At 55.4% G+C, this 222-nt stretch carries 1 pseudogene; it reads left to right on the top strand.

Annotated features, from left to right (window positions below):
• Positions 1-222 (top strand): annotated as a pseudogene (locus tag LI114_RS14430) (hypothetical protein); the annotation flags it as partial.

The raw sequence follows: 222 nt of genomic DNA, 5'->3' as shown, positions 1-222 counted from the left end.
CGATAATCGTTGCGCTGATAACGGCGGCTTCGGCGGTGGTCTGCCAGCTTCTCATTGCCGCGAACAGCCGAAAATCCATGCGGCAGGCGCAGTTCGACAGCCAAAAACTGATAGAATACAAGATAGACAAGCTCTCCGAGCGCGTCGACAAGCACAATTCTGTCGTCGAGCGCACATACAAGCTGGAGCAGGATTACGCGGTGGTCGCCGAGCAGATAAAGG

Source organism: Ruminococcus sp. 210702-SL.1.03 (genome assembly GCF_020559915.1).
In the GTDB taxonomy this organism is placed as follows: Bacteria; Bacillota; Clostridia; order Oscillospirales; family Ruminococcaceae; genus YE71.
Note: the sequence above shows the minus strand (reverse complement) of the source record. Positions and strands in the feature narration are given on the sequence as shown.